Below are 23,804 nucleotides of genomic sequence, written 5' to 3'. Positions count from 1 at the left end.
ATTCTTTATCTACTGCGTATACTCCTTTTAAAAGTGAGTGCATACTAGAATAGATGAAGAAAAGAAGCATGTTGAAGGGCTACTTCTTTTTTGTTCAAAATAAAGGAAAATGAAAAATAATAGTTATGGATATTCACAATTTGGCACAAGTTTGGTCGAAATTGGCACATAAAGATAGATAGAGGACATTGATGAATGCTTGTCACCTTTGGGTAAGGACCCACTAGATGAAATCTATCTCCAAAATTGATATGATAGTGCTATTGCATGTTTTTGAATTTATCGTAAGGAGCGTTTCAATTGAAAAATCCCCGTGTGTTAACGGAAGGTGCGCTTATGCTCGCCATCTTTACTGTTTTACTGTTGTTGGCTTTATATGTTCCGCTAATCGGGACCCTTGCCTTTTTTGTATTGCCCCTCCCTCTTATTCTGTTTAGTTCTAAGTATTCGTTACTGAATTCTTTTTACGTATTGATTGGATCATTAGGATTATCCTTCTTGTTTGGAGGGCTCATTGCGCTGCCTGTTGCCTTCATGGTTGCGACGACCGGGGTAGTGATTGGCTGGTGCGTGAAAGCGAAAGTAGATAAAATGAGGCTGTTTATGGCGTCAAGTCTTACACTTGTCATCAATATTGTCATTGGTTTTGTTTTCTCTATCCTACTTTTCGATGTTAATATTATAGAAGATAGCTTAACTGAATCGAAGGCCGCTTATTATTCCTTATTTGAGAAGCTTGGTCAGGAACCGGATAAGAGATTGGTCGAAAGTCTGGAGAGCTCCATTGATCTCATTCAGACCTTGATGCCTACCTTGTTCCTGGGAATTGCTGTCGTAATGGCCCTGTTGTTTATGCTGATCAATTTTCCCATCATGAAGCGTTTAGGGAGAGATGTACCCGTATTTAAACCATTTAGAGAATGGAAGCTCCCTAAGAGTATCCTTTGGTATTACTTACTTACCTTAGTCCTATCCATGATTCTGCAGCCGGAAAAAGGAACGTATGCCTATACGGCCCTTCTTAATGTTCTGTATGTATTGCAAACATTGATGGCGGTACAGGGCTTGTCTTTCCTCTATTTCTTCGCTCATATAAAAGGATGGTCAAAAGGAATTTTGGTATTAATTACAATCATTTCGATTCCTCTTCTTTATCTCGTGCGAATTTTAGGTATAATTGACTTAGGATTTGATCTAAGACAACGCCTACAACGCAAGTCATAGAAATTTAAGGTCCAGGAGCTGAAATCATGCCATCTTATTTTAATAAGCGAATGATCCGCTACCCATTGTACGGTCTTGCTATATTAACAGCTCTATTGTTAGTATCGGTTTCCTTTTACCAATGGATCATTTCGTTAATAGGGTTGATTGTCTTTGGAATCGTGTATTTTCTCGCTTTCTATTTTGAGAAGAGATCGCACGAAGAAACAGAGGAGTATATCTCCACTTTATCCTATCGTGTAAAGCGTGTAGGGGAAGAGGCGTTAATGGAGATGCCCATTGGGATCATGCTGATCAATGACGAATATTACATAGAATGGACGAATCCTTTTCTGGCCTCTTGTTTTAATGAAGATACAGTCGTTGGAAGATCCTTATACGATGTGGCAGAATCTCTAGTTCCATTAATCAAGCAGGAAGTAGATTCAGAAATTGTGACGATTAATGAGAGAAAGTATCATGTCGTATTGAAGCTCAAAGAAAAGCTTCTCTATTTCTTTGACGTCACGGAACAAAAAGAAATAGAAAAACAATATCATGATGAACGCACGAATATTGGAATCATCTTTCTGGATAACTATGATGAATTAACGCAAGGGATGGACGATCAAACAAGAAGCAGCTTAAATAGTTTAGTGACATCCATTCTGAATAAGTGGGCAAAAGAATATGGCGTATTCTTAAAGCGGGTCTCTTCTGAGAGGTTCATCGCCGTCATTAATGAGAAGATCCTTCAAGTGTTGGAGAAGGAAAAGTTCGGTATATTGGATGATGTCCGGGATACCACAGCCAAGCAAAATGTACCCTTGACCTTAAGTATTGGTGTAGGAACTGGGGTTTCTTCCCTGCCTGAACTGGGTACCCTTGCCCAATCAAGCCTGGATCTCGCCTTAGGTCGTGGAGGAGATCAGGTGGCCATTAAGCAAACCAATGGAAAGGTTAAATTCTACGGTGGAAAAACCAATCCAATGGAAAAACGAACCCGGGTACGTGCAAGAGTCATTTCCCATGCACTTAAGGAAATCATGCTCGAAAGTGACAAGGTCATCATCATGGGTCATAAACATCCCGACATGGATGCCATTGGAGCTGCCATCGGCATTCGTAAAGTGGCTCAAATGAATCAGCGTGAAGGATACGTCGTCCTAAACTTTAATGAAATCGACAATGGTGTGAAGCGATTGATGAAGGAGATAAAAGTAAATTCAGATCTTCATTCCCGATTCATCACCCCTGAGGAAGCACTCGAAATGGCGACAGAGGATACGCTGCTCGTGGTCGTCGATACCCATAAGCCTTCCCTGGTCATTGAAGAAAGGCTTCTAAATAAAATGGATAAAGTCGTTGTGATCGATCATCATCGACGTGGCGAAGACTTTATCAAAAACCCATTGCTTGTTTATATGGAGCCGTATGCTTCCTCAACAGCAGAACTTGTGACGGAGCTGTTGGAATATCAGCCTAAACATGAAAAAATTACGATGCTTGAAGCCACTTCCCTGCTAGCGGGAATCATTGTGGATACGAAAAGCTTTACACTTCGAACGGGATCGAGGACCTTCGATGCCGCTTCCTATTTAAGGGCACAAGGGGCAGATACCGTATTAGTCCAAAAGTTTCTGAAAGAGGATGTCGATACCTATATAAAACGTTCAAGGTTAATCGAATCGGTTAAATTTTTCCGTGAAGGCGTTGCGATTGCAAAAGCAGAGGATGATGTCATTTATGATCCCGTTCTTATTGCACAGGCAGCGGATACGTTATTGACCATGGATGAAGTGATTGCTTCCTTCGTCATCTCTAAGCGGGATCCGGAAACAATCGGGATCAGTGCCCGTTCTCTAGGTGATGTGAACGTACAAATCATTATGGAAAACTTAAACGGTGGAGGTCATTTAACCAACGCCGCTACTCAAATAAAGCAGGCATCTGTACTAGAAGCTGAAGAACAGCTGAAGGAAGCATTAAATGATTATTTTGAAGGGAGAAAAGAGATATGAAAGTCATTTTCTTAAAAGATGTTAAAGGTAAAGGGAAAAAAGGAGAAGTGAAAAACGTAGCAGATGGCTATGCACATAACTTCTTATTAAAAAAAGGCTTGGCCGTTGAAGCAACAAATGCAAACATGGGTCAGTTGGAGGGTCAAAAGAAGAAAGAAGAGCAACTGGCTCAGGAAGAATTGGAAGAAGCAAAACGATTAAAAGCGACGTTAGAAGAAATCACGGTTGAAATGAAAGCAAAATCCGGTGAAGGTGGCCGTTTATTCGGTTCCATCACAAGCAAGCAAATTGCAGATGGGTTAAAAAAAGCACATGACATCAAAATCGATAAACGTAAAATTGAAATGAACGATGCCATTCGTGCCCTAGGCTATACGAATGTCCCTGTGAAGCTTCATACGGATGTTTCAGCAACTTTAAAAGTACATGTAACAGAAGAGTAAGATTTTTTCAGAGAAAATATACGAAATTTGGTAACTTCATTTTGAGAAAAACATGTTAAAATGAATATAGCTTGATAAAAAATGTGATCTGGATACTATCCCGATCACATTTTTTCTGTAGGACTAAATTCTTATTTTTATATAGATTAAGGTGTTAACTTTGACGCAGGCAGCAGATGCCTTTAGACGTCTGTTGCCCCTTCGCAGTTTGAATTGGAGGTTATGCATAGATGAATGAAGTGTTCCAGGATCGGATTCCACCTCAGAATATTGAGGCAGAACAAGCGGTATTAGGAGCTATTTTCCTAGAGCCCAGCGCATTAACGACCACATCAGAAATATTGATTCCAGAGGATTTTTATCGTCATTCTCATCAAAAAATATACAATGTCATGCTGAATTTGGGAGACGGGGGAAAAGCCGTCGACTTAATTACAGTGACAGAGGAGCTTGCTGCAGCGAAAGAGCTTGAAGATGTTGGCGGGGTCGCTTATTTAAGTGAGCTTGCAGCCTCAGTTCCGACGGCTGCGAATATTGAATATTACGCAAAGATTGTGGAAGAAAAATCATTACTGAGACGATTGATCCGTACAGCGACGGATATTGCTTCTGACGGCTATGCCCGCGAGGATGAAGTCGACAGCCTTCTAAGTGAAGCGGAAAAAAACATCATGGAAGTCGCACAGCGAAAAAATGCCGGTGCCTTCCATAATATTAAAGATGTCCTTGTCAGAACCTATGACAACATTGAAACCTTAACAAATCGTAAAGGTGATGTAACAGGGATTTCAACGGGGTTTGCTGACCTTGACCATATGACGGCCGGTTTCCAGCGAAATGACTTGATCATTGTAGGAGCCCGACCTTCCATGGGTAAAACAGCCTTCGCCCTGAATATCGCTCAAAACGTAGCCGTTAAAGCGAAAGAAAACGTCGCGATCTTCTCCCTGGAGATGGGTGCTGAGCAGCTCGTCATGCGTATGTTGTGTGCAGAAGGCAATATTAATGCCCAAAACCTTCGAACAGGTGATTTAACCGACGAAGACTGGAGAAAGCTTACGATGGCAATGGGAAGCCTCTCGAATGCCGGGATCTATATCGATGATACGCCAGGTATCAAAGTGGGGGAAATTCGTTCTAAATGCCGACGTCTCGCTCAGGAGCATGGGCTTGGTATGATCCTCATCGACTACTTGCAGCTCATTCAGGGGAGCGGCCGTTCAGGAGAAAACCGTCAGCAGGAGGTTTCTGAAATCTCCCGTTCCCTTAAAGGACTGGCACGTGAGCTTGAAGTACCGGTCATTGCCTTATCCCAGCTCTCCCGTGGTGTGGAGCAGCGTCAGGATAAGCGTCCGATGATGTCTGATATACGTGAATCAGGAAGTATCGAGCAGGATGCGGATATCGTAGCCTTCTTATACCGTGAAGATTACTATGACAAAGAAGCGGAAAACAAAAACATTATCGAAATCATCATTGCCAAGCAACGTAACGGCCCGGTTGGAAACGTGTCCCTTGCGTTTGTGAAGGAATACAATAAATTCGTGAATCTGGAGCGGCGATTTGACGACGCTCCGGCTTAATAGAAAAAATCCAAGCCCTGCTGATGCAGATGCTTGGATTTTTTTATTTTTATAGAATGGTTGCATGCTGATGGGCATGAAGCCTTGTGAAGATACCGTCCTCTCTCGAGAGCAGTTCTTCATGAGTACCATCTTCAGCAATTCCGTTTTCGGTGACGACCAGAATGCGGTCAGCCTTACGGATCGTCGCCAATCGGTGGGCAATGACAAGTGTGGTCCGATCTTTTGCCAATTCATTTAAAGCTTCTTGAATGATCGCTTCCGTTTCCGTATCCAGAGCCGAGGTGGCTTCATCCAGAATCAAGATTCGTGGATTCTTCAGGAACATACGGGCAATGGATAGGCGCTGCTTTTGACCACCAGACAGCTTCAGACCTCTTTCCCCAATTTGAGTATCATATCCTTCTGGAAGAGAGGCAATAAGATCGGTCAGATGAGCACGTCTTGTTGCTTCTTCAATCTCTTCCTGTGTAGCATCAAGTTTTCCATAGGCGATATTTTCCCGAAGAGTTCCGGTGAACAAGAATACATCCTGCTGAACAATGCCTATTTGAGCACGCAGGGATTCCTTCGTCATCTCCCTGATATCGATGCCATCAATGGTGATGGCTCCTTCTTCAATATCATAGAAGCGTGGAATCAAGGAGCAGATCGTTGTTTTCCCTGCACCCGACGGTCCGACAAACGCCACGGTCTGTCCTGATTGAATGGTAAAGGATAAATCCTTTAGAATAGGGCGGTTCGACTCATAACCAAACGTAACGTCGTCAAAAGAAATATCACCACGTAGAGTGGGTACTTCTATGGCATGTGGACGGTTTTCAATATCAGGTTCCATATCCATTAGTTCAGTGAAGCGTTTGAAGCCGGCCATTCCCTTAGGATATAACTCAAGGAGGGCTGATATCTTGTCGATCGGTTTAAACAGGACATTGATATAAAGAATAAAGGCAACAAGTTCTCCATAAGAGAGAACTCCGGAAAAGCTTAACCAGGCTCCGTATACGAGAATGATCAAGGTCATCAATCGAGTCGTAATGTAGATACCGGATAAATTCACGCTCATTACGTTATACGCTTTCAGCTTGGATTTGCGGAAGAATTGATTATTTTCATTGAATCGTTCCATTTCATAGGATTCGTTTGTAAAAGACTGAACCACTCTCGCTCCGGAAACGCTGTCTTCAACGCGGCTGTTTACATCGGCGATATTTCCGTACATTTTTGTCCAGGCTGCATTCATTTTTATATTCGAATACGAAATAAGCCACACAAGAAATGGAACAATAATAATAGCAACAAGGGCAAGTTCCATATTAATTGTGAGCATGATCCAAAACGCACCAATGAAGGTCATGACCGCGATGAACAAATCTTCAGGTCCGTGATGGGCAAGTTCCCCTATGTCCATCAGATCGTTTGTCACACGACTCATAATATGACCCGTTTTCGTGTTATCAAAGAAGCGGAAGGATTGTCGTTGAACATGGTGAAACAATTCCCGTCTCATATCTGTTTCGATATTAATCCCGAGCTTATGTCCCCAATAGTTCACAACGAATTGCATACTCGAACTTAGTAGATAAAGAACTAGCAGACCGGCAGAAACCGCCAATATGGTACTCCAGTTTCCCTCAGGCAAGAGGGAGTCGATAAACCATGATACCGCCATGGGAAAACCTAATTCTAAAAGTCCAACCAACACGGCACAGGCAAAATCAATGTAAAAAAGCCGCCGATGAGGCCGGTAATAGCTGAAAAAACGTTTAATCATCACATCGTCACCTCAGTATTTAATTGTATGTAAAATTCAAAATGCTTATTTTAGATTAGCAAAAGTTTCTACATTGCGCTATCATAACCTGATGATACTCCCACAATTTTTTATTTATCTTAAGATTCTTAAAGTAGTGGATTATCACAGCGTAAAGTATGCATTTATACGAACATAAATATAATTACCTATATAAACGTTCGTGTTTTCATTGACTTTCTTTTTTAGTGTTGATAAAATGAGTTTGTTTGATAAAAGAGGGAATACTAATTCCCGTCGGAGGTGCTCAATATGTCTTCAGTAGTAGTAGTAGGTACGCAATGGGGAGACGAAGGAAAAGGAAAGATCACTGACTTCCTTTCTGAACATGCAGAAGTAATCGCGCGTTACCAAGGTGGGAACAACGCGGGTCATACGATTAAGTTTGACGGAGAAACATATAAATTACACTTAATTCCATCAGGTATTTTCTATAACGAAAAAACATCCGTAATCGGAAATGGGATGGTTGTCGATCCTAAAGCTCTTGTGAAAGAGTTAAAATATCTTCATGATCGCGATGTGAAAACAGACAACCTAAGAATCAGCAACCGTGCTCACGTGATTCTTCCTTATCACTTAAAATTGGATGAAATCGACGAAGAGCGTAAAGGTGCCAATAAAATCGGTACAACGAAAAAAGGAATCGGCCCTGCTTATATGGATAAAGCGGCACGTGTCGGCATCCGTATCGCAGATCTTTTGGATCGTCAATCTTTTGAAGAAAAGCTTGCTCGTAACCTTGAAGAAAAAAACCGCCTTTTTGAAAAATTCTATGAAACAGAAGGCTTCAACATTGAAGATATCTTAAATGAGTACTATGAATATGGTCAACAAATTAAGCACTATGTTGTGGACACATCCGTTGTATTGAACGATGCCATCGATAACGGTCGCCGTGTTTTATTTGAAGGGGCTCAAGGGGTAATGCTTGATATCGATCAAGGTACATATCCATTTGTTACTTCTTCTAACCCGGTAGCTGGTGGAGTAACAATCGGTTCTGGAGTAGGCCCGACAAAAATCAACCACGTAGTTGGAGTATCAAAAGCATACACAACCCGTGTTGGGGACGGACCTTTCCCGACGGAACTCAAGAACGAAATCGGAGACAAAATCCGTGAAGTAGGACGTGAGTACGGAACGACGACTGGCCGCCCTCGCCGTGTCGGCTGGTTTGACAGCGTAGTTGTACGTCATGCCCGTCGTGTTAGTGGTTTAACAGATCTTTCTCTAAATTCGATCGATGTATTAACTGGAATCGAGAATTTAAAAATATGTGTAGCGTACAAATACAAAGGTGAAGTCATGGAAGAATTCCCTGCTAACCTGAACATTCTGGCTGAATGTGAACCAGTGTACGAAGAGCTTCCAGGATGGACAGAAGACATTACAGAATGTAAAACGTTAACGGATCTGCCAGAGAACGCACGTCACTACTTAGAGCGCGTATCTCAATTAACTGGTATCCCTCTTTCCATCTTCTCAGTTGGTCCGGACCGCTCTCAAACAAATGTAGTTCGCAGCGTGTGGAGCCCGAATTAATCAATATAAAAAAACTCTCAGCCATCTAGAGGCTGAGAGTTTTTTATTGATTTAATTGTTCGTACACTCTGTCATGACATACGACATACAGAACGTCATCAGCATGCAGTTCCCGGTTCATGGCATCGGTGAAATCCATATTATCATTTACAGCGAGCAGAATAGCTCCCTTTTCCAGCAGCTCTTCAGAAGCCTGCTTGATGGTTTTCCAACTCTCTTTAACACTGAATTCGTGAATATTATTGCCGTATCGTTTACTGAGTAACTGTCTGAACAAATTGGTCGTTCCAGGATGAAGTGTTGCTTTTGCCATCAATAAAGAAACGGAATCATTGGACAAGATAAAGTCCTCAACGGCAATATGCTGGAATTTAGGAATGTGACGGTCCTCTGACACTTCCACGATCGTATGGACTTCTTTCTGATGAGTCTTCGATAAACCTTCAACGGCCGACGCAATCAATAATGTTTTTCCATCGATAAGGGAAGGGTCTTCAATCTTTGAATCCGAGAAGATCGCTACACGCTTCGCCTCGAAGATATTGGCTTTCAGTAATACATTCTCATCTGATGGATCGCCTTGAATGAAATGAACCTGCTCATGCTCAATGGGTGTGATGGAAAGCATGTCAATGAGGACGATTTCAGCGTCCGGCACATGAACAAGAATTTCTTCAATGGCTCTCTCCGTTTTCTTCGACCAATTGATATAGATATAATGATCTTCATATGTATACACTAACTTTCCCTCCCTCTTGAATTTCTGAAATGTAGTAATAGAATCAACGGTTTTACTGATCAACACCCCAATTATCCCGATTCCAAAGATAAACAGGAAGATTCCCAATAATCTTCCTCCCACCGAAACGGGAAAATAATCTCCATATCCGACAGTGGTCAAGGTCGTCATCGTCCACCAGAACCCATCAAAAAGCGTAGGAAATGTTTCAGGCTCCAAAAAATGGCTGCCAAAGGTTCCAAACAGGACAATAATCAGGGATAATAGAAGAATGAAACCGAAGTCCATCTTCGTGATCTGTTTCCAAAGCCTTTGAAATATTATCATACATACCCTCCTTACGAAAAAAATCATAGTTCAATAATACCAATGAATCCCTGGGAAATGAAACCTTTTCCACAATGGTTCGTATATTTATAGAAATCATATCCTTCCAATCAGGAGGCTGGTGTCGACAAATGAAACAACCCGAACTGGAATACCGTTTACGAAAAGGCAATGATACGTATGAAGCGATCTATCACTACCCTGATATCGAATTAGAACAAATCCTGGCAAGAAGGGAATGTGAATTTTTTGTAAAAGAAGGTGTGACGTATCGTCAGCTTTCTTCAGCGATTGAAGGGAATCAATTTATACTATATGTAGAAACGTATGAAGAAGAACCTGTTACGGATCCCCTGTTTCCACCTGAAGGATTGGTACTGGAGATTCGCGAACTGAATCCACGGAGAAACCACCCGATTTTAAAAATAGAACACCATGATTATCATCTCGATATTCTAAGTGTCATCGGTTCTGTTTATTATTATATTGAGGGGGCTGAATGGGAGCGTGATTCTGCTGAAATCGATGAGGATCGCTATGTGTATATATTATATGTAAAAGCAACGGGCTATAAGCTAGAGGAGGAAAGCCAATGAACAAAACGAAAAAAATGATGGCAGGTGTCGCAGCATCCGTAATGGCGATATCTGTGACCGGCTGCGGAAATCAGGACCTGCCTCCTGAACCGACTGATGTTGACTGTGACGACTGGGATTGGGATGACGAAAGCGGCACGTATTATTGTGATGACGACCGCTCATCTAATTTCGGCTACTATTACTTCGCCGGAAGAATGTTTAAAAACAAATCCAGCCTGAAAAATTACTCGAGCTATAAATCCTACTCCAAGAGCTACAAATCAGGAATCGGAAGTGGCTCCAAAGGCGGATTTGGAGGATAATATGACAGCCTCTCACCGTGAAAAAAGAAACTCGTTCTATCAGAGTATTCCGGAGTTTTGGCATGATTTGTATGACATGGAGTACTCGTTATTAGATATTAAGATGGAATCACATGACACGATTTCAGCAATTCATGAAGCATCCCGAAGAGTGTACACCATTTATCAAAAAAGTGCGGATCTGCTTCGTGAACTGGAGGATGCGACTCTTCTGGAGCTGGGTTTTCCCAAGGAATCTCTTGCCTATATAAAATTTAAGTCCATTGCTCAAGAGTGCATTGTTGGTCGCTTTGATTTCGTTGTAAGTGATGGGGAAATGAAACTATTAGAATTCAATAGCGACACCCCCACCTTTATCAAAGAGCTTTACCATGTGAATGAAAAGGTTTGTCAGTATTTCGGGTGTTCAAATCCTAATAAGGGATTCGAGACGGGATTAGCGAAAGAGCTAAAGCGGGCACTCTTATCTTCCTGGAACTCTTTGCAACGGGAAGGCGAACCTAAGATCGTCTTCACCTCTCACCAGGATCACGAAGAGGACCACCTGACAACAAAATATCTACAAAAGCTTTCAGGTGTGCCGTCTGAATACGTGAGTCTGGATCAACTGCAGATTCGAGAGGATGGTCTTTATACGACTCAAGGGGAGCGGATCGATGTATTGTACCGTCCTACGTATCCTATCGAACATCTCATTGATGATAGGGACCCTCATACAGAAGAACATGTAGGCTTGGACCTGATGGAAATGGTATTGGAAAAAAAGCTTGCCATCTTGAATCCTCCCTCCGCTTTTTTACTCCAGTCTAAAGGAGTTCAAGCACTCATATGGGGCCTTCATGAAGCATGTAGTGCCTTCTATACAGATGAGGAACACCAATGGATCGAACGATACTTTCTTCCAACTTACTTAGATTCTGATCGATTCGAGAAGAATGGGACCACCTATGTTCAAAAGCCTGCATTTGGCCGTGAAGGAGATACGGTCAAGATCATTGAAGCGACAGGCAGGATCCTTTTAGAAGATAAAAAAGAAACCTATAAGCAAACCCTGCCAGTATTCCAACAATTTATCCCTCTGCCTGTTGCTGCGATTAAGACGGATGAAGGAATAAAGGATGCAAGCTTGATGGTAGGCAGTTTCATTATTAATGGCACGGCCGGTGCAATCGGAATACGGGCTGGTAACGCCATCACCGATAACGAATCATACTTTCTGCCTGTAGGGTTACAGGAGAAATAAAAAGGAGAGAAACTCATGCAAATCATAACAAGTGAAGCACTACTCAGCTTTCTGGCTCACGTCGGAACGGGCCTTGGACTGATGATCCTCGGAATCACCGTTTTCGCCTTTACCACCAAATTCTCAGAAGCTACCTTAATCAGGGAAGGAAACATTGCCGTAGCCCTCAAACTATGGGGAAAAGCCATCGGACTCGCCATCGTCATCTACACCGTCTGGGCTAACAGCCTGAATCTGCTTGACGCCTTTATCTGGGGACTTATCGGTATCGCGACTCAAGTCATCGCCTACTGGATCATTGAGTACGTATTAACACCTAAGACGAATTTAGCGAAGAAAGTGGAAGAAGGCAATATCGCCATTGGATTCAGCCTTTTCTCAGCTGCGATTGTAGTGGGATTGGTAGTGGCTGCTAGTTTGACTTATTAAGGGTTAATTGAAATGAAGGGCCTGCTGCTGGAGCGTTGTGTTGGTGCTCTGGTGGCGGTTATTTGTTTGGTGAATTCCAGATGTTTTAGGAGTGAATGCAGTTTTGAAAATAAGAGTTAGGTTTTTGAAAAAAAACCTCTCTCGCATCAATTTATTGGTAAGTTGTCTGTGAAGGCTATCGTGGGAAAGGAAAAGGACGTGTCTACTCTTTGCCGTCTAAACAAAAAGAGCTTTGAGAAAAGCTTCATATCGGAAATCCCTCTAAATTATTCCCCAAGAAATAATTTTCGACAATAAATCCAAAAAAACTATTGCCCTCGACATTCATACTGTGATAATATTAATTTCGTTGTCATGAAAGCGGCTTTGATCAAGCTTGCTATTCGTGTTTATATATATACTTAGAGCCATTAGCTCAGTTGGTAGAGCATCTGACTTTTAATCAGAGGGTCGAAGGTTCGAATCCTTCATGGCTCACCATTTTTTCTCTCTACATGGCCCATTGGTCAAGCGGTTAAGACACCGCCCTTTCACGGCGGTAACACGGGTTCGAATCCCGTATGGGTCATTTTTATTTTCTCGAAGTGATAAATAGTGTTGCTTTAAGGGAATATTATGCTAGTGTAAGTTGATAGCTAGCTATTGTGATAGAGCAAAGTAATGAAAGTTATTTTGCTAAAGCAAAAAACTCTGGTCCGGTAGTTCAGTTGGTTAGAATGCCTGCCTGTCACGCAGGAGGTCGCGGGTTCGAGTCCCGTCCGGACCGCCATTTACATATTTAGATTTTTAAAACGATATGGCTCAGTAGCTCAGTTGGTAGAGCAATGGACTGAAAATCCATGTGTCGGCGGTTCGATTCCGTCCTGAGCCATCTTACAAAAAGTGCTGCGACGACTTTGACTCTCGTAGTACTTTTTTATTTGTCTTTGTAACACTATTGTAACAAAATATATTAAAATCCCTCTAATTTTTACCATCATTGTTTCAACGGCTCATCCACCTTTAGACCCACGCAATTCCCACTGTGACGGTAAAAACACCATTGAAGCGCTTTCTTTGTTCTCTAATCAATTATACAGTTGTATTACAATCTTGATTCTGTGTCCCGGATTTCGTCGAATTATGGTAAATTAGTAAAGTACGAATTTTATAGAATTTTACTAAATTAGGCTTAATGAACTACCGTAACTGGGATTTTTGCTTTAGTTTATAGGAGGCAATTCAATGAGTTTTGGAGAGAAATTAACACCCATTTTAGAAAAATATAAAAAACTTAATATTCGACATAGATCTAATCAATTTGTAAAAAGAGTAGGGATGACAACTCTCGCTCTTACGACACTAACTTTTTCATCTGCGGCAGCAAGTACTGGAACGGATGAAAATCTTCAAACCATCTATCATGTATATATGGGTAGTGAGTATGTAGGGGCAGTTACTAATCAGGAAGAAGTAGAAGCTGTTTTGGATGAGAAACTGTCTGAGGCTAAGAAGGAATACACGGATTTTCAGGTTGATTTTACTCATGATGTAACATACATACCTGAGAATGTGTTTTCTGCTGTGAAAACAAACAATCAAAAGGTAATTGAGAATGTAAATAATTCAGTATCAGTTGAAGCAAATGCTTTTGCTTTAGTTGTGAACAATAAACCGGTTGCTTATGTTAAAGATGAAAAGGCTGCTGAAGAAGCTTTAAAGTCTTTTAAGCTCAACTATGTTTCAGAAGATGAGCTAAAGGAATTGAAAGCGCGAAAAAATGACTCTTCATCATCTTCTCTACCCGCTTTAAAGGAAAATGAAACACGTTTATTAGAAGTTTCTTTTAAAGAAGAGGTTGAGATGAAGAAAGCGCAAGTGGAGCCGGAAGAAATGATGTCTTCGAAGGAAGCTGCAGATCTCCTGAAAAAAGGTGTGCTAGAGGAGAAAAAGTATAAGGTTCAAGAAGGTGATGCACTGAGCGCGATTGCAGAAGAGCATCAGTTAACTACCGGGAAGCTGCTGGAGTTAAATTCAGAACTGAAAGAAGACGATGCACTGAAAGTCGGTTCCGAGTTGAATGTGACCGTCTATGAACCTCTTGTCCATGTACTTGTTAAGAAAGAAGCAAACAAGATCGAAAAGATTGCCTATGAGAAAGAAGTAGTAGAAGACTCTTCTATGAATAAAGGCGATACGAAAGTGAAGCAGGAAGGTCAAGAAGGTGAGAAATCCGTTACGTTTGAAACGACAGAAGTGAACGGTTCTCAAATCGAGAAAAATGTAAAAGAAGAGAAGAAACTAAAGGATCCAGTGAAATATATTGTCATTAAAGGAACAAAAGCTACTCCATCCAGGGGATCTGGAAACTTTGCATGGCCGACAAATGGCGGTTATATTTCCTCTAAACAAGGACCAAGATGGGGTAAAGTTCATAAAGGGATCGACATTGCGCGACCAGATAATCCTACAATTAAATCCGTTGATAACGGAAGAGTCGTTTCTGCAGGTTGGGACGATGGCGGTTATGGAAATAAAGTGGTGATCGATCATGGAAATGGATATAAAACGATTTATGCTCATTTAGATTCCATTTCAGTTTCTGCCGGTCAAACGGTGGAAAGAGGACAAAAAATCGGAATCATGGGTACAACTGGTGAATCTACCGGTGTTCACTTGCATATCGAAGTTTACAAAAATGGATCGCTTATCAATCCATTAGATGTATTGTAATTGTATATAGGTATTCAATCATGGGACTGACACAATCATTTTATTTGTCAGTCCCCTTTGTTATATTTAGATTGTAGTCAAAAAGAAATGAAATAAAGGTTATGATAGAGTTAAAGATGAATTAATATGGAGATAGTGATAAATTTAAAGGAAGAATCCTATACTAATCACAACTTTATATGATACATTACTTTTTTCTAAAGGAGATCAATTGACATGGAAAAGAAAATATTAGTCGTTGACGATGAGAAACCAATTGCAGATATACTACAGTTTAATTTAAAAAAAGAAGGCTATGAAGTACATTGTGCGTATGATGGAGATGAAGCCGTCAAGATGGCGGAAGAAATCAAGCCTGATCTTGTCCTTCTTGATATTATGCTTCCGAATCGTGATGGAATGGAAGTGTGCCGTGAGATCAGGAAGAAGTATGAAATGCCTATCATTATGCTGACAGCGAAAGACTCTGAAATTGATAAGGTTCTGGGGTTAGAACTGGGTGCTGATGATTATGTAACGAAACCTTTTAGTACACGTGAATTGATTGCCCGTGTGAAAGCTAATTTGCGACGCCATCAGCAAGGGGCACAGCAAAATGCGGAAGATGAGAATAATGAAATCACGGTTGGTTCTTTAACGATTCATCCTGATGCGTACGTTGTTTCGAAAAGAGGGGAAACGATTGAGCTGACACATCGTGAGTTTGAGCTTCTTCATTATTTAGCGAAGCATATTGGACAAGTGATGACCCGTGAACATTTGCTTCAAACTGTTTGGGGCTATGATTACTACGGAGATGTACGTACGGTCGATGTTACCGTCAGACGTCTTCGTGAGAAAATTGAAGATAATCCAAGTCACCCTACCTGGATCGTAACACGTAGAGGAGTCGGCTATTATTTACGAAATCCTGAACAGGAGTAATTTGTAATGAAGAAAGTTGGTTTAACCCGTTCCATCCATCTGAAATTCGTTTTGATTTATGTTCTGCTCATTCTTCTCGCCATGCAGATTATTGGGGTTTATTTTGTGAGGGCCCTAGAAGAGAAGCTTGTCGATAACTTCCAGACGTCTATTAAAAATAGAGTGGAATTATTAGAGTATACAATTCGTGAAGAAATAGTTAAGAAACGCAGTGAAGATGATCCCACACTCGAAGAGGATATCGGGAGAGTATTAGATGATAGTAAAACATCTGATATTTCCGAAATTCGAGTGATTAATGATAGAAGTAAAATTATTGGCACCTCAGATCCCAATAATCAGGGTTTAGTTGGTCAGGTTAGTGGGGAGAAAGAGGTTAAAAGAGCCCTCGCTGTTGGCTTAGGTCATGAGGATATCTATCTTGATGATCAAACGAAAGATCGAATTTGGGTGTATACAGCACCAATAACTTCAAATGAAGAAGTCATTGGTGCTATTTATCTTGTCGGTGAAATTGAATCGGTTTATGACCAAATGAGTGAAATCAACAAGATTTTTACGAATGGTACCCTCATTGCCTTGGTCATCACAGCGATATTGGGTGTCTTATTGGCTCAAACCGTAACAAGACCGATATCTGATATGAGAAAACAAGCACTCGCTATGGCAAAAGGAAACTTTTCCAGGAAAGTAAAGGTCTACGGGTACGATGAAATAGGTCAGCTTGCGATCACATTCAATAATTTGACGAAACGTCTACAAGAAGCCCAAGCTACGACGGAGGGCGAGCGAAGAAAGCTTTCTTCCGTGCTTTCCTATATGACGGATGGTGTCATTGCAACAGATCGAAAAGGACGGGTCATTCTGATTAATGATCCTGCAGCGGATATGCTGAATGTTTCACGTGAAACAGTCGTTTCCCAACCCATTGTATCCTTACTGGGATTGGATGAGGAATACACGTTTGATGACCTATCCAATGAACAGGATTCAATCATTTTAGATTACAGTACGAAAGAAAAACCGTATATCTTACGGGCGAATTTCTCCATTATTCAAAAAGAGACCGGGTTTGTGAACGGTCTAATTACGGTGTTACATGATATTACGGAGCAGGAGAAAATTGATTTAGAGAGACGGGAATTTGTTGCAAATGTATCCCACGAACTTCGCACGCCGCTTACAACGATGAGGAGCTACTTAGAAGCGCTGGCTGAAGGGGCATGGCAAGATGAAAACATCGCACCTCAATTTCTTGATGTTACTCAAAATGAGACAGAGAGAATGATTCGGTTAGTAAATGATCTTCTTCAATTATCAAAAATGGATAGTAAAGACTATCGTTTTAATAAAGATTGGGTTGATTTCATTCTCTTTTTCCATAAAATCATTGATCGATTTGAAATGACCAAGAATGTAAATGTGACCTTTAACCGTTTCTTACCAGACAAAGCAATGTTTGTGGAAGTGGATCAGGATAAAATCACACAGGTTTTGGATAACATCATTTCAAACGCCTTGAAATATTCACCAGAGGGCGGAACCATTACATTTAAAGCGATAGAAAAGAACGGATATATTGAAATCAGTGTATCAGATCAAGGGTTAGGGATACCGAAAGAAAATCTGGAGAAAATCTTTGAGCGCTTCTATCGTGTCGATAAAGCCAGAACAAGACAAATGGGCGGAACAGGACTTGGCCTTGCCATAGCAAAAGAGATGATTTCAGCACATGGTGGTGACGTATGGGCGACAAGTACTGAAGGGAAAGGAACCACCATCACATTCACTCTCCCATATGATTCCACTCAAGAGGATGATTGGTCATGAATTATGAAAAAATCAAATCGATAATCCTAACGCTGCTCGTATGCATCAGTATATTTCTTACCTTCAACCTTTGGACGTATCAACCAGGGTACGATACGATCAATAGCGATGAAGCTTACGATGTATCTGTGGGAGATAAGATACCTGAGAATGAACTGAACAGCGTTCTAATCAAACCATTTAAACTTTTCTATCATTCAGGAAATAGGACAGTCGGGACTTCGGATGAATTCGAAATCAATAAGGTTATTGAACAATTAAGGACCTGGACATTATTTGATATGAAAGATCTATCAAGAGAGTATAATATGTCAGAAATCAAATCTGTTATTCACGGAGAGAAAAAGGTCGAAATTGTTTTCCCGGACAATGTTCCACTTTCTATTTATAGTCAAGTGTTAAAATTAGAGGATAAAAACACCCTGAACGGTTCATTTAACCGAATCATTATCGACCTGAATCATAACGGTTCAGATACAGGTTCCGTATATTTTGTTTTATATGAAGCAGGAGAAAAGAAATTTTATGAAAGCCGGGTAGACCGTGCCAGCTTAGAAGCTTTCGAAAAGAGCTTTGTTCAAAAAGCCGTTTATAATTTTGATAAATATGTAGAACAGCCCTTAAATAATAAAAAAACGATCTTTCTGCCCGAAAACCCGGAGGATTATATCAGCTATAGATATTATTCGGACCTTGACTCCCCCGAAGAGTATGTACAGGCACTGTTTAGTGATCCTAATAGTGTAGATAAGGGATTTACTGAGTATGGCGAAAAATACACAAATGTATATAGTTTATTAAAAACGAATAAAGAACATAACACGTTGTCCTATGTAAATCCATCCGAAGAAAAAAATGGAGGATCATCTGCCACACAGCTGCTTCAAAAAAGCATGGAATTTGTAAATGATCATGGTGGCTGGACCGATCAATATCAATTTTTCTCGATCAGCCCTCTTGAGAATAAAATTGTATACCGGCTGTTTATGCAAAACTATCCTGTTTTTAATGAAAATGGGATGGCTGAAATTTCTCAAATTCTGGGTGAAGAAACAATCAACGAATACAATCGTCCGTACTTTACATTGGATTATGATTTATCGTTTGAAAGTGTAGATGAGGTTCAATTGCCTTCTGGAGCAACCGTATTATATCTTTTGGCAAAGGATGATACGATCAATCTTGAGTACGTAGAAGATGTTATTGTCGGATATAAGATGACAAGAGATTCGAATGAATCAAATAGAAAATTCCTAGTATTTGAACCTTCCTGGTATTATAAATACGATGGTAATTGGTTACGCCTACCTTTGGAAGAACAGGAGGGGCTTGGAATTGGACTGGAGTAAAACGAAGAGCATTTTTATTATTGTCTTTCTCATTTTAGACATCTTTTTAATGTCGTTGTTCATCAACAAAGTTTCTGAAAGTAATCCAGAAACGTTAAGTCAAGTTTCTTTTGAAGAACAATTAAAGACGGATAAAATTGACTACCCAAAAAATCTTTCAAAGGAATCGATAAAAGAAGCCTATATTAGTGCAAAAACAAAAATGTTCACCGAGAAGGAAATCGAAAAGTTGAAAAATCAAGATGTCAGTGTCGTTACGGATAATACGATTCATTCAACGTTAAAAGAACCATATTCCATAAGTGAAAAGTTTTCACCTGATGAATTAACCGATTTTATGAAAAATCAGGTCGTAGGCGGTGAAAAGTACAGCTTCTGGAAATATAATAAAGATGAACAAACGATTATTTATTATCAGACGTATAAGGACAGACAGATTTTTAACAATTCAAATGGTAAAGTGATTCTTGTCTTAAATAAAGAAAGTGAGATTGTCTCATACAAGCAAACATTGCTTGAGGGGTTAGAAGAATTAAGCGGGGAAAAGAAAAGCCTGCTTACTTCACTGCAAGCTCTTCAAGTTTTGTGGACAAATCACAAGATAAGCTCGGGCAGTACGATCAAAACACCTGAACTAGGATACTATACCTTCTTATCGCGTGAAGAATCCCAAGTCCTGGCTCCGACCTGGCATTTTGTTGTTGAATCAGGAGACAAAAAAGAAGACCTATTTATTAATGCAGTTGAAGGACAGATTTTCGAAGTCACCAAACCAGAAAAAGAAACATTGGAGTGAGAGATATGACCATGCATTTTAGTGTGCTTGCCAGTGGCAGTACAGGAAATGCGATATTTGTGGAGACGGAAGAGCATTCCTTTCTTGTTGATGCAGGATTGAGCGGGAAACAGATGGAAGGACTGTTCAGTCAGATTGATCGAAAGATAGAAGATTTATCGGGTATTCTTGTTACCCACGAGCATAGTGATCATATCAAGGGGATCGGTGTACTTGCGAGAAAGTACAAGCTCCCTATCTACGCCAACGATAAGACATGGAATGCCATGGACGGGTTAGTAGGGAAAATAGATACGGAACAGAAGTTTTCGTTTGATATGGAAACAGCCAAGCACTTTGGTGGACTGAGCATTGAGTCCTTCGGGGTTTCACATGATGCGGCAGAGCCGATGTTCTATATTTTCCACCAGGGAGAGAAGAAACTTGTTCTGGTAACGGACACGGGATATGTAAGTGATCGGATGAAAGGGATCATTTCCAATGCCGATGCGTATGTATTTGAAAGTAATCATGATGTGGGGATGCTCCGAATGTGCCGGTATCCGTGGAATATAAAGCGTCGGATTCTTGGTGATTATGGACACGTTTCCAATGAGGATGCGGCCATTGCCATGAGTGAAGTGATGGGAGATAAGACGAAAGGAATTTATCTAGCCCATCTCAGCCTCGACAATAATATGAAAGATCTAGCCAGAATGAGTGTGACACAAACACTCGAGACAAAAGGAATAGTAGTAGGAGAACAAATTGACCTGTTTGATACGGACCCTAAAGTACCAACACCTTTAGTTGCCATTTAAACCGATTCAAATGTTTACGATTTTTCTTTTGAAGGTATGAAAAAGGTGAGGGCAGATGTCTTCACCTTTTTTTGTCTTCGAAGCAAACCACCTCCACTTTAGGGTTTACATATCTATCAACTTTATGAAATTCCTTCCCTTTTTTCATTATTTTTTAATTTAACCTGACTATAATCATGCTTGTAAAGATAAAATAACAAAAGGAATAGAACGTAGAAAGGATGAAGTTATATGGGATATTATGATTCGGATCATAATTCTGAAAGCCGGAGCAGGCAAAAGGGCAATCGTGGAGGAATGTTCCTTGCCGGGTTATTGGGAGCCGTACTTGGAGCCATCTTGGTCATTGTGGCGATTCCTCAGTTAACCAACTTTGACATCTTACCATATTCAATTCAACCCGACGAGGATTTGAAAGAGACGGATGATGCGTATCATAATGGTGCCACTCAAAATGTTTCTGTCGATGTGACAACGGATGTGACGAAAGCCGTAGAGAAAGCTGGAGACTCTGTTGTAGGAATCACGAATATCCAATCTCAAAGCTTCTGGGGACAGGGTGAAGGACAAACTCAGGATCAACAGGCGGGTACAGGATCCGGGGTTATGTATAAGAAAGAAGGCAATAAAGTTTATATTGTGACCAATAATCACGTGGTGGAAGGTGCAGATCAGCTGGAAGTGACGCTTGCTGACGGAACCAAGGTACCTGCTGAAATGCGTGGTGCGGATATTTGGACAGACCTGGCTGTAATCGAAATCGATGGAAGTAAAATCGAGAAAGATGACATTGCGGAGTTTGGAAATTCAGACAAGCTAAAAGCGGGAGAACCTGTTATTGCGATTGGTAACCCGCTTGGGCTGCAATTTTCCGGTTCCGTCACACAGGGGGTCGTTTCAGGTGTAGAGAGAACGATTCCGGTCGATATTAACCAGGATGGAATGGAAGATTGGAATGCAGAGGTTCTGCAAACCGATGCAGCTATCAATCCGGGAAACAGTGGTGGAGCCCTCATTAATATTTCCGGACAGTTAATCGGTATCAACTCCATGAAAATCGCACAGAGTGCAGTAGAAGGAATCGGACTTGCCATCCCGATTAACTATGCTCAGCCGATTATTGAAGACCTTGAGCAGTACGGTGAGGTCAAGCGTCCTGCCATGGGTGTGACACTTGAAGATGTGAATAAAATTTCTGCCTATCATCAGCAGGAAACATTGAAGCTCCCGAAAGAAATCAATTATGGTGTCATGATCAGACAAACCGTTCCCAATTCTCCAGCTTCACAGGCAGGCTTACAAGAGCTGGATGTAATTACGGAGCTTGACGGAGAGAAAATTGAAAATGTCATTGAGTTAAGAAAGCATCTTTATAACAAGAAAGATGTGAACGATCAGATGAAAGTCACACTCTATCGAAACGGTGAAAAGAAAGAAGTAACCATGAAACTTACCGACGAGTCAAGATTATAGGATGTGGATAAGCAAAAAGCAGGAAGGCAAAGCGCCCTTTCCTGCTTTTTCTTTACATGATATGATAACTGTGGATAAGTATATACTCTAAAATTAGACCAAAGATTAGGAGGAACTGACATGATTTACTGCTGCTTAGAGCATGTAGAATTAGCCATGGATATTGTCGTAGATGAGCATGAGGTAGCGCCTCAACTGACTGAGCTTTCTGAAGAAAAGAAGTTATCCACAACATGTGAATATTGTGGGAATAACGCAATATATATAGTGGCGAACTAATATTCTCATACGATATGTGGAATGAGTTTGTGGATATGTGGATAAAGTCTGTGGATAACGTGTTTGTAAATTGTTTGTAAAGTGAGTGTGGATAGTGAATATCACCATTGTAACGGTTGGTAAATTAAAAGAGAAATATTTAAAGCAAGGAATAGGAGAATATGTAAAGCGTTTAGGTGCTTATGCAAAGATAGAAATCGTCGAGCTTGCCGACGAAAAAGCTCCGGAAGTGTTGAGCGAATCTGAAATGGAGCAAGTGAAAAATAAAGAAGGCGAACGGATCTTAGCTAAGATCTCTCCTGATCACCATGTCATCGCCCTGGCGATCCAAGGGAAGATGCGCTCATCGGAAGATCTCGCCGATAATCTGGACAAGCTTGCTACGTACGGGAAAAGCAAAGTGGCATTTGTTATCGGTGGGTCACTTGGATTGAGTGAAGATGTGATCAAGCGATCCAATGAGACCCTTTCTTTTTCAAAGATGACTTTCCCCCATCAATTGATGCGATTGATCCTGGTGGAGCAAATTTATCGGGCATTTCGTATTAATCGGGGTGAACCGTATCATAAATGAATGTAGTTGTAAGCCAAATGCCTCTCCTACTTGTTGGGGAGGCAACAATATAATAATTTTTCCAGGGGCAAATAAAAATGAGAAGGAAGGTATTATTGTTTAAGTGAAAAGAAAATAGTTTGACAAATAAAAAAATTCTTTTAGACTAAAAGTAGTTCTTTCCTCAAATTCTTCTTAACTTAACTACTCCGTGATTCTTTATCTGCTTTTTAATTTCTCCCATTGAAACCACATTAAGCTTCTTTTTTCCTCTAGATTTTACACTCATTCATTTTAAAAAATCTGTCCCAAATCCCAATAAATAAATAATGGAGATGATTCGTTCTTGGCATCGATTATGTATGCTATTAAATGCCCCGGTTGTGAACGTTCTGCTTTTGTAGATGATTATTACAAAACTAATGAGAAGTACATCTTTTGTATGATGTGCGGTTATTATTACACCAAAACAATAGAAAAATATATCGAAAACTCTATTAAGTACAAGGAAGAGGAATGTAAAGGATACGGTATGTTTGTATTGGAAAATAAAGATGGAAGTTGCGAAAAGGTGATTTTGAACGATAGTCTAACAGTTGCTCAATTGGAAGAGTTAAAGGCATCACTTATGGAGGGGGATGTTAACCAGGAGAAAAGCTATTTGATTTCTTTTGAAAACGGAGTATTTACCATCCTATTTGGAACCCCCCCTGAAAATTTTCATTTATCATTTGAGGAGTATAGGAAAAAGATGATTGCCAAGTATGGAGTTCCTGAATATGGTTTTATGGTTCCAATTGAGGGGTAGATAAAGGTCTTTTCAAAAATTTAATAGTAGAAG

General features: G+C 40.6%; 21 protein-coding genes and 4 tRNA genes. 23 read left to right on the top strand and 2 right to left on the bottom strand.

The features are described from left to right. Nucleotides 1-300 precede the first annotated feature (300 nt). The 4 genes from ACXAF2_RS11765 (at nt 301) to dnaB (ending at nt 5,250) form a co-directional block, all read left to right on the top strand. Nucleotides 301-1,224: a YybS family protein gene (locus ACXAF2_RS11765; protein WP_475138879.1), complete on the top strand. Its 924-nt coding sequence runs from the start codon at nt 301-303 to the stop codon at nt 1,222-1,224. Nucleotides 1,225-1,250: 26 nt separating this feature from the next. Further along, nucleotides 1,251-3,224, top strand: a complete 1,974-nt coding sequence (locus ACXAF2_RS11760; protein WP_475138877.1) for a DHH family phosphoesterase — start codon at nt 1,251-1,253, stop codon at nt 3,222-3,224. Further along, nucleotides 3,221-3,667, top strand: coding sequence for a 50S ribosomal protein L9 (gene rplI / locus ACXAF2_RS11755; RefSeq protein ID WP_148970560.1), 447 nt, complete (start codon nt 3,221-3,223; stop codon nt 3,665-3,667). Before ACXAF2_RS11760 ends, rplI begins: the two co-directional genes overlap by 4 nt. A gap of 230 nt (nt 3,668-3,897) precedes the next feature. After that, nucleotides 3,898-5,250: a replicative DNA helicase gene (gene dnaB / locus ACXAF2_RS11750; RefSeq protein WP_148996236.1), complete on the top strand. Its 1,353-nt coding sequence runs from the start codon at nt 3,898-3,900 to the stop codon at nt 5,248-5,250. 49 nt (nt 5,251-5,299) lie between these two features. Here dnaB and ACXAF2_RS11745 read toward each other — a convergent pair whose 3' ends face one another. After that, entirely contained in the window at nt 5,300-7,024 is a 1,725-nt protein-coding gene (locus ACXAF2_RS11745; RefSeq protein ID WP_475138875.1) for an ABC transporter ATP-binding protein, read from the bottom strand. Between the two features lie 291 nt (nt 7,025-7,315). On the opposite strand from ACXAF2_RS11745, the gene ACXAF2_RS11740 reads away from it, so the two are divergent. After that, nucleotides 7,316-8,608, top strand: coding sequence for an adenylosuccinate synthase (locus ACXAF2_RS11740; protein ID WP_475138873.1), 1,293 nt, complete (start codon nt 7,316-7,318; stop codon nt 8,606-8,608). A gap of 43 nt (nt 8,609-8,651) precedes the next feature. Here ACXAF2_RS11740 and ACXAF2_RS11735 read toward each other — a convergent pair whose 3' ends face one another. Next, on the bottom strand, nt 8,652-9,674 hold the full coding sequence (locus ACXAF2_RS11735; protein WP_475138871.1) for an ion channel: 1,023 nt from the start codon (nt 9,672-9,674) through the stop codon (nt 8,652-8,654). Between the two features lie 131 nt (nt 9,675-9,805). Here ACXAF2_RS11735 and ACXAF2_RS11730 point away from each other — a divergent pair, with 131 nt between their 5' ends. From ACXAF2_RS11730 to ACXAF2_RS11645, 18 genes are all read left to right on the top strand, one after another. Next, nucleotides 9,806-10,270, top strand: a complete 465-nt coding sequence (locus tag ACXAF2_RS11730; RefSeq protein WP_475138869.1) for a hypothetical protein — start codon at nt 9,806-9,808, stop codon at nt 10,268-10,270. Further along, nucleotides 10,267-10,575, top strand: a complete 309-nt coding sequence (locus ACXAF2_RS11725) for a hypothetical protein (protein ID WP_475138867.1) — start codon at nt 10,267-10,269, stop codon at nt 10,573-10,575. Before ACXAF2_RS11730 ends, ACXAF2_RS11725 begins: the two co-directional genes overlap by 4 nt. 1 nt (nt 10,576) lies before the next feature. After that, nucleotides 10,577-11,818: a glutathionylspermidine synthase family protein gene (locus ACXAF2_RS11720; protein ID WP_475138865.1), complete on the top strand. Its 1,242-nt coding sequence runs from the start codon at nt 10,577-10,579 to the stop codon at nt 11,816-11,818. Nucleotides 11,819-11,833: 15 nt separating this feature from the next. Continuing rightward, the gene (locus ACXAF2_RS11715; protein WP_148970568.1) at nt 11,834-12,247 is read left to right on the top strand and encodes a DUF350 domain-containing protein; all 414 of its coding nucleotides are present in this window, start codon (nt 11,834-11,836) and stop codon (nt 12,245-12,247) included. 404 nt (nt 12,248-12,651) lie between these two features. After that, nucleotides 12,652-12,727: transfer RNA gene (locus ACXAF2_RS11710), tRNA-Lys, on the top strand. A gap of 16 nt (nt 12,728-12,743) precedes the next feature. Beyond that, nucleotides 12,744-12,815: transfer RNA gene (locus tag ACXAF2_RS11705), tRNA-Glu, on the top strand. 124 nt (nt 12,816-12,939) lie between these two features. Then, nucleotides 12,940-13,016 (top strand) — tRNA-Asp (locus ACXAF2_RS11700). Between the two features lie 29 nt (nt 13,017-13,045). Beyond that, nucleotides 13,046-13,118: transfer RNA gene (locus tag ACXAF2_RS11695), tRNA-Phe, on the top strand. A gap of 353 nt (nt 13,119-13,471) precedes the next feature. Then, a complete protein-coding gene (locus ACXAF2_RS11690) occupies nt 13,472-14,959 on the top strand; it encodes a peptidoglycan DD-metalloendopeptidase family protein (RefSeq protein ID WP_475138863.1) in 1,488 nt (495 codons plus the stop codon). Nucleotides 14,960-15,175: 216 nt separating this feature from the next. Beyond that, complete coding sequence (gene yycF, locus ACXAF2_RS11685; protein ID WP_113969391.1) at nt 15,176-15,883, top strand: response regulator YycF; 708 nt, start codon at nt 15,176-15,178, stop codon at nt 15,881-15,883. Nucleotides 15,884-15,889: 6 nt separating this feature from the next. Then, nucleotides 15,890-17,713, top strand: a complete 1,824-nt coding sequence (gene walK, locus ACXAF2_RS11680) for a cell wall metabolism sensor histidine kinase WalK (RefSeq protein ID WP_475138861.1) — start codon at nt 15,890-15,892, stop codon at nt 17,711-17,713. Continuing rightward, nucleotides 17,710-19,062, top strand: a complete 1,353-nt coding sequence (locus tag ACXAF2_RS11675; protein ID WP_475138859.1) for a YycH family regulatory protein — start codon at nt 17,710-17,712, stop codon at nt 19,060-19,062. The genes walK and ACXAF2_RS11675 overlap by 4 nt, the downstream gene beginning before the upstream one ends. Next, on the top strand, nt 19,049-19,858 hold the full coding sequence (locus tag ACXAF2_RS11670; RefSeq protein WP_475138857.1) for a two-component system regulatory protein YycI: 810 nt from the start codon (nt 19,049-19,051) through the stop codon (nt 19,856-19,858). The genes ACXAF2_RS11675 and ACXAF2_RS11670 overlap by 14 nt, the downstream gene beginning before the upstream one ends. 5 nt (nt 19,859-19,863) lie before the next feature. Then, the gene (locus tag ACXAF2_RS11665) at nt 19,864-20,658 is read left to right on the top strand and encodes an MBL fold metallo-hydrolase (protein ID WP_475138855.1); all 795 of its coding nucleotides are present in this window, start codon (nt 19,864-19,866) and stop codon (nt 20,656-20,658) included. Between the two features lie 231 nt (nt 20,659-20,889). Further along, nucleotides 20,890-22,131: a S1C family serine protease gene (locus ACXAF2_RS11660; RefSeq protein WP_475138853.1), complete on the top strand. Its 1,242-nt coding sequence runs from the start codon at nt 20,890-20,892 to the stop codon at nt 22,129-22,131. 120 nt (nt 22,132-22,251) lie between these two features. After that, nucleotides 22,252-22,410 carry a CxxH/CxxC protein gene (locus ACXAF2_RS11655; protein ID WP_113969385.1) on the top strand — a complete coding sequence of 53 codons (159 nt, stop codon included), beginning with the start codon at nt 22,252-22,254 and terminating at the stop codon, nt 22,408-22,410. Nucleotides 22,411-22,504: 94 nt separating this feature from the next. Continuing rightward, nucleotides 22,505-22,984: a 23S rRNA (pseudouridine(1915)-N(3))-methyltransferase RlmH gene (gene rlmH, locus ACXAF2_RS11650; protein WP_475138851.1), complete on the top strand. Its 480-nt coding sequence runs from the start codon at nt 22,505-22,507 to the stop codon at nt 22,982-22,984. A gap of 325 nt (nt 22,985-23,309) precedes the next feature. Beyond that, the gene (locus tag ACXAF2_RS11645) at nt 23,310-23,771 is read left to right on the top strand and encodes a hypothetical protein (RefSeq protein WP_475138849.1); all 462 of its coding nucleotides are present in this window, start codon (nt 23,310-23,312) and stop codon (nt 23,769-23,771) included. The last annotated feature ends 33 nt before the right edge of the window (nt 23,772-23,804 follow it).

The sequence above is a fragment of the Rossellomorea sp. ABR4_004 genome (assembly GCF_056159585.1).
This window is presented reverse-complemented; position numbering and strand designations above follow the sequence as displayed.